The organism is Deinococcus pimensis DSM 21231 (assembly GCF_000519345.1).
Classification (GTDB): domain Bacteria; phylum Deinococcota; class Deinococci; order Deinococcales; family Deinococcaceae; genus Deinococcus_A; species Deinococcus_A pimensis.
The window spans coordinates 113,092-124,315 of record NZ_KI912617.1 but is presented as its reverse complement, the minus strand read 5'-3'; the positions used below and the strand labels follow the sequence as shown (position 1 = coordinate 124,315).

At 69.0% G+C, this 11,224-nt stretch carries 11 protein-coding genes and 1 tRNA gene; 8 read left to right on the top strand and 4 right to left on the bottom strand.

The genetic code is table 11. From position 1 onward, the window contains the following. The 5 genes from DEIPI_RS27510 to DEIPI_RS0101170 form a co-directional block, all read left to right on the top strand. Nucleotides 1–802 (top strand): sensor histidine kinase (locus DEIPI_RS27510; protein WP_245588483.1); only part of this gene is annotated, 802 nt, incomplete at its 5' end. A gap of 46 nt (nucleotides 803–848) precedes the next feature. After that, nucleotides 849–1,919, top strand: a complete 1,071-nt coding sequence (locus DEIPI_RS0101185) for an FtsW/RodA/SpoVE family cell cycle protein (RefSeq protein WP_027480586.1) — start codon at nucleotides 849–851, stop codon at nucleotides 1,917–1,919. 117 nt (nucleotides 1,920–2,036) lie between these two features. Then, nucleotides 2,037–2,981 carry an aldo/keto reductase family protein gene (locus tag DEIPI_RS0101180; RefSeq protein ID WP_027480585.1) on the top strand — a complete coding sequence of 315 codons (945 nt, stop codon included), beginning with the start codon at nucleotides 2,037–2,039 and terminating at the stop codon, nucleotides 2,979–2,981. Between the two features lie 192 nt (nucleotides 2,982–3,173). Then, nucleotides 3,174–4,088 (top strand): ABC transporter ATP-binding protein, encoded by a 915-nt coding sequence (locus DEIPI_RS0101175; RefSeq protein WP_027480584.1) that lies wholly within the window; start codon nucleotides 3,174–3,176, stop codon nucleotides 4,086–4,088. Next, entirely contained in the window at nucleotides 4,085–4,963 is an 879-nt protein-coding gene (locus DEIPI_RS0101170; RefSeq protein WP_027480583.1) for an ABC transporter permease, read from the top strand. The genes DEIPI_RS0101175 and DEIPI_RS0101170 overlap by 4 nt, the downstream gene beginning before the upstream one ends. Nucleotides 4,964–5,033: 70 nt before the next feature. On the opposite strand, the gene DEIPI_RS35195 is transcribed toward DEIPI_RS0101170, so the two are convergent. Both DEIPI_RS35195 and hflX read right to left on the bottom strand, forming a co-directional pair. Beyond that, nucleotides 5,034–5,897 (bottom strand): hypothetical protein, encoded by an 864-nt coding sequence (locus DEIPI_RS35195; RefSeq protein ID WP_052351559.1) that lies wholly within the window; start codon nucleotides 5,895–5,897, stop codon nucleotides 5,034–5,036. A 286-nt stretch (nucleotides 5,898–6,183) separates the two neighbouring features. After that, nucleotides 6,184–7,533: a GTPase HflX gene (hflX, locus tag DEIPI_RS27500; protein WP_483782842.1), complete on the bottom strand. Its 1,350-nt coding sequence runs from the start codon at nucleotides 7,531–7,533 to the stop codon at nucleotides 6,184–6,186. Between hflX and DEIPI_RS42360 the strand changes: the two genes are divergently transcribed. Further along, entirely contained in the window at nucleotides 7,501–8,106 is a 606-nt protein-coding gene (locus tag DEIPI_RS42360) for a hypothetical protein (RefSeq protein WP_483782841.1), read from the top strand. The two genes, hflX and DEIPI_RS42360, sit on opposite strands and share 33 nt — an antisense overlap. Before the next feature lie 537 nt (nucleotides 8,107–8,643). Here DEIPI_RS42360 and DEIPI_RS0101150 read toward each other — a convergent pair. Then, nucleotides 8,644–8,733, bottom strand: a tRNA-Ser gene (locus tag DEIPI_RS0101150). A 186-nt stretch (nucleotides 8,734–8,919) separates the two neighbouring features. Between DEIPI_RS0101150 and murJ the strand changes: the two genes are divergently transcribed. Both murJ and DEIPI_RS37170 read left to right on the top strand, forming a co-directional pair. Beyond that, nucleotides 8,920–10,431: a murein biosynthesis integral membrane protein MurJ gene (gene murJ / locus DEIPI_RS0101145; RefSeq protein WP_342667493.1), complete on the top strand. Its 1,512-nt coding sequence runs from the start codon at nucleotides 8,920–8,922 to the stop codon at nucleotides 10,429–10,431. Nucleotides 10,432–10,474: 43 nt separating this feature from the next. Next, nucleotides 10,475–10,750 carry a hypothetical protein gene (locus DEIPI_RS37170; RefSeq protein WP_157463377.1) on the top strand — a complete coding sequence of 92 codons (276 nt, stop codon included), beginning with the start codon at nucleotides 10,475–10,477 and terminating at the stop codon, nucleotides 10,748–10,750. A gap of 109 nt (nucleotides 10,751–10,859) precedes the next feature. On the opposite strand, the gene DEIPI_RS27495 is transcribed toward DEIPI_RS37170, so the two are convergent. Beyond that, on the bottom strand, nucleotides 10,860–11,224 hold a 365-nt coding region (locus DEIPI_RS27495; protein WP_045233364.1), incomplete at its 5' end, for a YdcF family protein.

Below are 11,224 nucleotides of genomic sequence, written 5' to 3'. Positions count from 1 at the left end.
CGCCGCCGTCGACATTCACGCGCGCCGCGAGGTCGAGCGGCGCGCGCACGAGTGGAACGCCGCGCTCGAAGCGCGCGTCGCGGCCCGCACCCGGGAGCTGGAGGCCATCAACGAGGAGCTCACGAGCTTCACGTACAGCATCAGCCACGACCTGCGCGCTCCCCTGCGGCACGCCTCGGGCTTCGCGGACCTGCTGAGGCGCGACGCGGACAGCCGCCTGAGCTCCAGGGGGCAGCGCTACGTGGAGGTCGTCGTGTCCGCCGTGAGGAAGCTCGACACGCTCATGGAGCAGCTCGTGACCTTCTCCCGCGTGGGGCGCCGTCCGCTGCACTTCACGGACGTGGACCTGCGCCGCGTCGCGCGGGACGTGTGGGCCCAGGTCGAGCCGGACCTCGCGGAACGCCGCGTGGAGTGGAACGTCCCGGCGCTCCCGCGTGTGCGCGGCGACGAGGAGGCGCTGCGGCTGGTGCTGTCGCACCTCGTCGCGAACGCCCTGAAGTTCACGCGCGGACGCGACCCCGCGCGGCTCACGCTGGGATGCGAGGAGACGCCCGGCGAGTGGCGGCTGGAGCTGCGCGACAACGGCGTCGGGTTCGGCCCGCACGGCCGCGACCGCCTCTTCGTGATGTTCGGACGCCTGCACCGCGAGGACGAGTTCGAGGGGCACGGCGTGGGCCTCGCCCTCGTCCGGCGGGTCGTCACGCGGCACGGCGGGCGCGTCTGGGCCGACGGCACCCCCGGCGAGGGCGCCACCGTGGGCTTCAGCCTGCCGAAACCCTCGGGCGCCGACCGGAACGACTGAGACGACGTTCACCCGTTCCACCTTCACGTGGCGTTATTCTTCCCACGTGGCGAAGTACGATCTCGGTCTCCCCCTGCTGGTCCTGCTGCTGCTCGGCGCGGGCCTCGTGACGGTCAGCAGCGTCGCGATGTCTCCGAACCTCGTGTCGCAGGGCATCTTCCAGAAGCAGCTCCTCGGACTCGCCATCGCCGTCGTGCCGATCGGGCTGATGTGGTGGGCGGGCCGCGACCGCATCTTCGCGTTCGCGCCGTTCCTGTACGGCCTGTCGCTGCTGCTGCTCGCCGCGACCTTCGTGATCGGCAAGGAGGTCAACGGGCAGCGCAACTGGATCGTGCTGGGCCCCCTGCAGTTCCAGCCCCTGGAGATCGCGAAGCTCAGCCTGATCGTGCTGCTTCCCCTGGTGATGCGGCGCGGCTACCGCGGCCTGCGCTCCTACCTGCTGCCCCTCACGCTGTTCCTGCCGGTCCTCGGGCTCGTCATCAAGGAGGACTTCGGCGGCGGCATGGTCCTCGCGGGTCTGTTCGGCTGCATCCTCATCGCGTGGCGCGCGCCGTGGTGGCACCTCGTGCTCGTCGCGCTCGCGATCGGCGTGGCCTTCCCGACGGTCGTGTACCCCAAGCTCAAGCCGTACCAGCAGAAACGCCTCACCATCTTCGTGAATCCCGCGCAGGACCCGCGCGGCGCGGGCTACCACCAGCTCCAGTCGCAGATCGCGATCGGCTCGGGCGGCATGATGGGCAAGGGCTACGGCAAGGGCACGCAGACGCACAACGGCTTCGTGTACAGCCAGCACTCCGACTTCGTCTTCGCGTCCTGGTCGGAGGAGCAGGGCTTCGTCGGCGCGGTCGCGCTGCTCGCCGTGTACGGCGCGCTCTTCTGGCGGCTCGCCGCGATGGGCACGGACGTCACGAGACCCCAGGATCAGCTGCTCTTCGCGGGCGTCCTCGGGCAGATCGGCGTGCAGACCATCGAGAACGTCGGCGCGGCCCTCAGCATGCTGCCCCTCACGGGCATCACGCTGCCGCTCGTCAGCTACGGCCTGAGCTCGCTCGTGTCGGTCCTCGCGACGCTCGGCCTCGCGTACGTCGTGTACCGCGACCGCCTCCAGGAAATCTGAACGGCTCCCTCGCGGACCCGCGCCCATGCCGGACGCGGGTCCGCCTTCCTTGTGACTCGGGCTCAAATGTAACGCTCGTGAGCCTGACGCCTCGCGGGAGCCCTGTAGGATGCCCGCATGGAATACAGGAACCTCGGCAGGAGCGGCCTCAAGGTCTCGGAAATCGCGCTGGGCGGCTGGGTGACGTTCGGCATGTCCGTCAACGACCAGCAGATGGTGCGCGACATCGTCACGAAGGCCTACGAGCTCGGGGTGAACTTCTTCGATCAGGCGGACGTGTACGCGCGCGGCAAGTCCGAGGAGATGATGGGCGAGGTGCTGCGCGAGCTTCCGCGTCACACGCTCGTGATCAGCAGCAAGGTCTTCTGGCCGATGAGCGACGACGTCAACGACCGCGGCCTGTCCCGCAAGCACGTGCTCGAAAGCATCGACCGGAGCCTGAAGCGGCTCGGGACGGACTACCTCGACATCTACTTCGCGCACCGCTACGATCCCGGCGTGCCGATGGAGGAGATCGTGATGGCCTTCGATCAGGTGGTGCGTTCGGGCCGCGCGATGTACTGGGGCACCAGCATGTGGCCCGCGGCGCGCATCGCGCAGGCCGTGGAGTTCGCGAAGGCGAACGGCCTGCACGCGCCCGTCACGGAGCAGCCCGAGTACAGCATGCTGCGCCGCGACCGCGTCGAGGGCGAGATCCTGCCGTACACGGAGGGCGCGGGCGTCGGCCTGGTCGTGTGGAGTCCCCTCGCGATGGGCATGCTGACCGGCAAGTACGACGAGGGCATGCCGGAGGGCAGCCGCCTCACCGACAACGAGAACTGGGGCAAGAACTTCGTGACGGAGGAGAACCGTCAGCGCGTCCGCGACCTCAAGGAGATCGCGGACGGCCTCGGCGTGACGCGCTCTCAGCTCGCGCTCGCCTGGGCGCTGCGTCAGCCGGGCGTGAGCAGCGTCATCACGGGCGCGACGAAGGTGCATCAGGTGGAGGAGAACGTCGGCGCGAGCGGCGTGAAGCTCACCGAGGACGTGGTGGGCCGTATCGACGAGATCCTCAAGTCCTGAGGTCGTAGAGACGCGTCGCCGCCCCTGGCATGAGGACCGGACCGCTCCGGTCCGTGGAGCGCCCAACGCGGGTCGACACGGACGAACGAACGCCCCTCCGCTCCGCCTGGGGCGTTCGTTCATCCCGGCACAACGTATCCATCTCGCAGCCCCGTTCGTCGGGGCGGTCTATACAGGAGGGCAGGAGGCCCGATGACGCTGGCGATCGAGACGAGACAGTTGCGCAAGGAGTACCGGGGACGGGCCGTGGTGGAGTCGCTCGACCTGGAGGTGGGCCGCGGGGAGGTGTTCGGGTTCCTCGGGCCGAACGGGGCGGGCAAGAGCACCACCGTGAAGATGCTGCTGGGCCTCGTACGGCCCACGTCGGGCGAGGTGCGGGTGCTGGGCGGCAGCGTGAACGAGGAGCGCGTGCGGCGCAAGCTGGGCTTCCTGCCAGAGCAGTTCCGCTTCCACACCTGGATGAGCGGGGAGGAGTTCCTGACCTTCCACGGGCGGCTCGCGGGCCTCTCGGCGCGCGCGCTGCGCGACCGCGTCCCGGAGGCGCTGAACCTCGTGGGGCTCGGCGGACGCGGCCGGGACGAGCTGCGGTCCTACTCCAAGGGGATGCTGCAGCGCGTGGGGCTCGCGCAGGCCATCATCCACACGCCGGAACTGGTGTTCCTCGACGAGCCCACGTCCGCGCTCGATCCGCTCGGGCGGGTGGAGGTGCGCAACATCATCCACTCCCTCAAGGATTCGGGCGTGACGGTGTTCCTGAACTCGCACCTGCTTTCCGAGGTGGAGCAGACCTGCGACCGCGTCGCGTTCGTGAATCAGGGGCGGGTGCTGCGCGCGGGCCGCATGGAGGAACTGCTGGGCCCGCCGCGCTCGCTGGACCTGCGGGTGGACGCCCTGAAACCCGAACTGCTCTCGAAGCTGCGCAAGCTCGGGAAGGTCACGGCGAGCGGCGAGGGCCGCGCGCGGCTCGCCCTGACGGCGGGCGTGGACCCCGCGAGCGTCGCGGAGGTGGTGGTCGGATCGGGCGCGCGCCTGCAGGAGCTCACGCCGCACCGTCCGGACCTGGAGGACCTGTTCGTGGAGCTCATCGAGCTCGGAGGTGACCGGTGAGGAACGTCCTGCTCGTCGCGGAACTCGCGCTGCGCGAGGCGGTCCGGCGCCGCCTCGTGCTGGCCCTGCTGGGCCTCACCGTCATCTTCCTGGGCTTCTACCTGTACGGCGTGCACCTGCTGCAGGTGCGGCTCGCGGAGCGCGCGGCGGATATCGGTCTGGACCGCCCGCTCAGGTCCGCGACGTTCTCGTACGCCTTCGCGACGCTGTTCGGGCTGTACCTCGTGAACTTCCTCGGGGGACTCATGGCGGTCCTGTCGAGCGTCGGCGCGGTCAGCGGGGAGGTGGAGAGCGGCACCATCCAGTCCATCGCGTACAAGCCCGTCTCACGCTCGCAGATCGTGGCGGGCAAGTGGCTGGGCTTCGCGGTCGTGACGGTGTCGTACGTGGTGGTGCTCGCCACGGGCCTCCTCGTGGGCGTGCGGCTCATCACGGGCTTCCTGCCGCCCGATCCCGTGCCCGCCGTGGCGCTGATGGCGCTGAGCGTCCTCGTGCTGCTGACCCTCACGATCCTCGGGGGGACCTTCTTCACGACGCTCGCGAACGGCATCGGGGTGTTCCTGCTGTACGGCCTCGGCTTCGCCGGGGGCATCCTGTCGAGCGTGGGCGCCGCGACGGACACGCCCCTGCTGGTACGGCTCGGCTCCGTCGCGTCGTACGTGATGCCCTCCGACTCCCTGTGGAAGGGCGCGTCGTACTTCCTGCAACCACGCACCCTGATCGACCTGCAGCGCCTGCGGGAGGACGCGGACGGCGGCGGCAACCCCTTCGTGGGCACCACGCCTCCGGACCCGACGTTCCTGGTGTGGACCGGCGCGTACGTGCTCGTGACGCTCGCGCTGGCCCTGCTGATCTTCCGGCGGCGCGACCTGTAGGGGCGCGGTCCGCGGCACGAGGAGAGGGCAGGGGAACCCGGTTCCCCTGCCCTCCGTCCGTCGCGTGGCGTCAGCCCTGGTCGAGGGGATCGGGGTTCGCGCTGGCACGGTCCGCCTCGATGCGTTCCTCCTTCTGGAGGATGCGGTCGTGGACGACCTCGGTGTCCTTCACGTTCGGGTGGGACGCCACCTCGGGCCGGTCGATGCCCTGCGCGTTGCCCGCGAGCGTCCCGAGCGGCGGGATGGGCGCGTCGCTGCCGTGCAGGTCCGCGTCGGTGCGCCCACCGCGCGAGACGTTCTGGCCCTCGTCGACGCGGTCCTGGTAGTCCTGGTTGGGCTGATCGTCGCGGTTGTCCGCGCCTCGGTTGCTGGAATCCATGGGAACCGCCTTTCCGGGGGTGGGTGGGGTGCGCAGGTCGGGCGCCCCGGCGCGTTCCTGCTGCAGGCTGCCCCAGACGCTCGCGGCGCTCGGGAGGGCGCCTCCCTCGGTGCTGGGCACGCCCGGCGTCGCGCCGACGCTCGCGGGCGGCGTGGGCTCCACCGCGCCGCCGGCCGTCGGGCTGCCCGGCACGGGCGTGGGGGCGGGCGCGATCACGACGCGTTTCGTGAGGGGCACCGCGGGCGTGGGCTCGGACGGGCGGACGCGGGCGTCCTCGGTGGCGGCGAGCGCCTCCCCGGCGCTGATCTCCGCGATGAGCCGTTCGCGCGCCGTGATCTCCTCGTCGAGCCTCGCGATCTCGTCCCGGATGGGCTGCAGCACCGCGACGTCCGCGCCGGAGTGGTAGGCGCGTCCGAGCCGCCCGTAGAGCGCGTCGAGCTCACGGCTGAGCGAGTACACCTCGAAGCGCAGTCGGGTGGTCTGCGCGACCTCCTCGCCCCGCACGCGCGCGCGTTCCACGCCGCGCCTGAGGGAGTTCATGACGTTGTCGAGCAAGCTGGCCTCCTTCTTCCCCACGATTGTTCCCCGGGGGGGTGACGTGAGGGTGATAATGACATACAGGGACACCTAGATCGCTCCACCCATGAGTGGAGAGACGCGTGGACGGTCCAGGCGAAAGCGAGGGACCGCTCCCGAGCGTACGACGCCAGGGCGGCGAAGACGGAAACGCGGACGGCCACGATCTCCCGTTTCGACGCGGGGAAGTCCCAGGCCCGGACGGCGGGGCCGTCCCCATCAAAAAAAGCACCCCTGGTCGGGGTGCCTTCCGGTTCGGTCCTGATCACCTCGCGTCGGCGCGGGGGCCTTCGCGGGGTGTTTCGGGCGTGACGGTGAAGGGAAGCAGGGCGCCCCGCAGCGCGGCCTTGAGGTCGTCGAGGCCGACGCCACGCGCGGCGCTGACGGGGACGCCGCCGAGGCGGGCCTGCTCGCGCTCAATCACGTCAGGATCGGCGGCGTCGGCCTTGTTGAGCGCGACGACGGTGGGCAGGTCGGCGGTGCCGAGGTCCTCGAGGATGCGGCGCACCGATTCGTAGCGGGTGTCCGCGCCGGGCGAGGCGACGTCCACGACGTGCAGCAGGACGTCGGCGTCGCCGATTTCCTCCAGGGTGGCGCGGAAGGCGCGCTGCAGGTCGGTGGGGAGGTCGCGGATGAAGCCCACCGTGTCGGTCAGGACGACCTGGCCGACGCCGGGCAGGAAGCCCTGGCGGGAGGTGGGGCGCAGCGTCGCGAAGAGCTTGTTCTCCGCGAGGACGCGGCGGGGTTCCTCGGCGGCGTGCGTGAAGGCGTTGAGGAGGGTGCTCTTGCCGGCGTTGGTGTACCCGACGATGGACACGACGGGGATGTCGTTGCGTTCGCGGCGCTTGCGGCGTTCCTCGCGGCGGGTGGCGACGTTCTCGAGCTGCCCTTCGAGGAAGCTGATGCGGTCGTTGATGCGGCGGCGGTCGAGCTCCAGCTTCGTCTCGCCGGGTCCGCGCGTGCCGATCGCGCCGCCCGCGGCGCTGCCGCCGGACGCGCCGATGCGCGAGAGGCGGGTGCCCTGCCCGAGCAGGCGGGGCTTCATGTAGCGGAGCTGGGCGAGCTCGACCTGCAGGCGCGACTCGACGCCCTGGGCGTGCAGCGCGAAGATGTCGAGGATGAGCTGGGTGCGGTCGATGACCTTGAGGGACGTGACGGCCTCGATCTCGCGGGCCTGGGCGGGGGAGAGTTCCTGCCCGAACACGAGGGTTTCCGCGTCGAGGTGGTAGGCGCGGGAGGTGAGCTCCTCGAGCTTGCCCGCGCCGACGAGGGTGCCGGGCTTGAGGTGCCTGCGGAAGACGAGTTCCTTGTAGACGACGTCCGCGCCGGCGGTGCGGGCGAGCTCGCCGAGCTCCGCGAGGCGTTCCTCCGCGTCGAACTCGCCCGTGTCGATCTGGACGAGGATGACGCGCTCGCGGTCCTTGCGGGCCTCGCGCAGGCGGCTGGCGCGCGCGATCTCCTCCTCCAGCGCCGAGACCTGCGCGCCGAGGTCGAAGTCCTCGATCTGGTAGGGGCTCTGCGGGGGGTAGACGCGCCAGTCCTCCTCCTCGCCGGTGGTTCCGGGCGGGGTGAGGTGGGCGACGTGGACGTTGCCGGGGAAGCCGTCCTTGAGCACCTCGATGGCGGCGACGGCGTCGAGCCGGTTCAGGAACAGCGCGGAGAGGTCGGCCTTGCTGAGGCCGCCGCCGCGCGGGTGGGTGTGGAGGAGGTGGTAGCCCGCGAGGCGCGTCTCGCCGAGGCGGACGGTGGGGAGCTCGGCGGCCTTGGCGTCGGCGACGCTGACGCTGATGACGCGTCCGCGACGGTCGATGAGGACGCTGACCTCGCGGCGCAGGTCGCTGGAGAGCTCGCTGAGGTTGCGGGCGAGTTCTGGGCTGGTGACGACGCCGGGTTCGATGCGGCGGCGGTAGAGGTTGCTGAGCTGCTTGAGCTGGGCGGGCCGGAGCCCGCTGGTGTTGCCGTGGACTTTTTCTATGGTCGTGCCTCCGGGGCCGCGCCCGAATGCCTGGGGGCGCGCGAGGGCGGCGCGGCGTGGGCCGCGCGCGGGTTCGTCGGGGAGGTGGGACGTGGAGCACCCTCGCCGCTGGGGGCGCTCCGGGAACGGTCGGGCGTTCGCGTCACGTGTTCAACATCGTACCAGAGCGGCCCGAGCATGAATGGGCGCAGGTTACGGAGAACCTTGAGGTGACGTGCCGACCCCTCAGAGGAAGATCATGACGCCATCTTGACCGCTCGGGTCGCGCGGCGCATCCGCCGGGTGGCGGAGGGCGGTCGGTCGAGGGGAGAGACACGGATACTCACCTCGCGTAGTCAGGTTAGGAAATATCCCTTGCGGTGCCTGGTCACGTTGTAGATTGAGGAGACGAATTTGGATGTAGGAATGAATGTGGATTTGTTGCATGATCTGTTAGACGAGGTCTGCGCAACTATAGACGCAGTACTCAATACAGAGATTGAGTTGAGGAGACATGAATTGAATGATGACAATCTGAAAGTATATAAATCGGTTTTAGAATTGCTTGCAGAACAAATTATCTTCATCATACGGAAAGAAAACGACTCGCACGTAAAATCTATGCTCTCTGATCTATATCAAGAGATATCTGAAAGTTGGAGGCTCGAATCGGCTTTTAGAGTACCGCTAAGCCTTGTGAAGATGAGCCTGATAGCCATCAGGCATGCCACATAAAAAAAGACCCGGTCAACTTGACCGGGTCTTTCGTTCTGGCGGAGAGGGTGGGATTCGAACCCACGGTGAGCTTGCACCCACAACGGTTTTCGAGACCGTCCCATTCAACCGCTCTGGCACCTCTCCATGTGGCGGCGGCCCGTGAGGGCGAAGAGAAATGTAGCATGCCCGTGAGCGTGGCGCAAGGACGGCCCGGCGGCGGGGCCTACACCCGCCGCGCGCACGCGTGCTCTACAGTGATCGGAGCATGAAGGTGTCTCCCGTGTCCGCGCCGCCCGCCGCCCCTACCTTTCCCGCCCGCGTGGTGCGCGCGTGAGCGCGTCGCGTCGGGTGTCGGCGGTGCGCAACACCCTCGTGGTGATGCTGGGCACGCTGGGTTCGCGCCTGCTGGGCCTGCTGCGGCAGCTCATCATCAACCGCTTCGACACGCACGTCACGGACGCGTTCAACATCGCGTCGAGCATCCCGAACCTCTTCCGTGAGCTGCTCGCGGAGGGCGCCCTCGTCAACTCCTTCATCCCGGTGTACAAGGGCCTCGACGAGGCGGAGAAGCGGCGCTTCGCGTCGGCCTTCATGGGCGCGCTGCTCGGCGTGAACCTCGTGCTGCTCGCGCTGGGCGTGTGGGCGGCGCCGTGGCTGGTGCAGCTGTTCGTGGTGGTGAACTCCACGACGGTGGACCTCTCGCTCGCCACGACGATGACGCGGCTCATGATGCCCTTCCTGATGCTGATCAGCCTCTCGGCGGTCGCGATGGGCCTGCTGAACGCGGACGAGCACTTTCGCGAGTCGAGCTTCGCGCCGATCGCGTTCAACATCGTCTCCATCGTGATGCTGCTGGCCCTGCCGGACACGGCGTTCTGGCTGGCGATCAGCTGGACGGTGGGCGGCCTCGCGCAGTTCCTCGTGCAGCTTCCGGCGCTGAGGCGCTACGGGCTGCTGCCCACGCCGCGTCTGGGCTGGCACCCGAAGCTGGGGCGCGTGCTGGCCCTGATGGCGCCCTTCGCGCTGACGACGGGGTCGCGGCAGTTCCTGAACCTGTTCGTGCGGCGGCTGCTGTCCACCTTCCCGCAGGGCACCCTGACGGGCTACTCGAACGCGGAGACGGTCTTCCAGATGATCATGGGCCTGTTCGTGGTGTCGCCCGCGCTGGCGCTCTACCCGCGTCTCTCCGCGCTCGGCAACGAGCGGGACTGGCCGGGGTTCCGTGACCTGACCCTGCGCGCGCTGCGCACCATCACCTTCGTGGCCGCCCCGATGAGCGCGCTGCTGGTGGTGCTCGCGCCGTACGCGATCAGCGTGTTCAGCCTCTCGGACACCAACACGGGCAAGTTCGAGGCGGGCAGCGCGATCCTCACGACCTGGGCGCTCGCGATCGTGCCGTGGGGCATCAACACGTTCCTGCTGCGCACCTTCTACGCGAGGCAGGAGACGCGCTGGCCGGTCGTGGTGAGCGCCACGTCCTTCCTGTGCGAGGTCGGGCTGTACTACGTTCTGACGCCCCGTCTGGGCCTGTACGGGTTCGGCGTGGCGAGCAGCACCATGGGCGTCGTGACGCTCGTCGTGCTGACCTCGCTGTACCACCGCGCGCTGGGCTTCCCCTTCGCGGCGCTCGGCCAGCACCTCGCGCGGGTCGTGCCGATGGCGGCCGTGGCGGGCGCGGCGGCCCTGCTGGTCACGCGCGTGCTGCCCGCGCCGGGCTCGCCGCTCGCGGGCGTGCTGGGCGGCGCGCTCGGCGGGGGCGTGGGGCTCGCGGTGTACCTCGCGCTGGCCGTCGCGCTGCGCGTGGGTGAGGTGGACACGCTGGTGAAGCGGTTCAGACGGTAAGGTGAAGTGGTAAACCTTCATCGAATCTCGAAAGATTACTTATATGCCTGTCGTCCACACTCTATTTTTCGGCACATTAAACATATTAATTGGACTTGTCACGTTATGGTCGAGCGCGTTTTCCTGCACAAACTGGGTTTTTATCGTATATATGCAGGGGCCATTTCCCACGAGCGAAATGGCCATGCGCGCAATGATCACGAACACCGCCGCAGCGATCGCAGGATTTATTCTCCTATATATGCTCGATGCGCTTAAGAAGCGCATCGAGGCTGATTACCGGCGCTCGCTTCGAATGACCGGGCGCGGTGACGAGTAGGACTCATGGGGCTTTGAGCTCGAAGCCCTCACGCTCCTGGTTCTGCACCTCCATCGCTGAATGACGTCCAGCGGACACGACGCCTTCGTCGTGTCCGCCTTTCTGTTCCTCAGCGGCGGTCGTCGATGACGCCGAGGAGCGTGTACGCGGCGAGCGCGAGCTTCTCGCGGCGACGGTAGCGTTCGGCGGCCTCCCCGGTGGAGGCGAGCGGGACGCTGGAGACGTTCGCGTCGAGGCCGACGGCGCGGGCGAGCGCGAGGGCGCGCGTGGCGTGCACCTCGTCCGTGACGAGCGTGACCCTGCCCTTCACGAGCGGCTTCGAGAACGTGACGTTCTCCAGCGTGTTGCGCGAGCGCGTCTCGGCGGCGAGGGCCGCCTTCGGCAGGCCGAGCTTGCGCAGGTACGCCACGCCGACGGCGCCCTCGCTGAAGCGGTCCCCGACGCCGACCCCGCCGGAGACGACGACGCGCCGCA

Bases quoted from the DNA above. Each gene is read 5' to 3' on its own strand.
- DEIPI_RS0101180 (WP_027480585.1), top strand. From the start codon at position 2,037: ATGGAATACAGGAACCTCGGCAGGAGCGGCCTCAAGGTCTCGGAAATC.
- DEIPI_RS0101175 (WP_027480584.1), top strand. From the start codon at position 3,174: ATGACGCTGGCGATCGAGACGAGACAGTTGCGCAAGGAGTACCGGGGA.
- DEIPI_RS37170 (WP_157463377.1), top strand. From the start codon at position 10,475: ATGCCTGTCGTCCACACTCTATTTTTCGGCACATTAAACATATTAATT.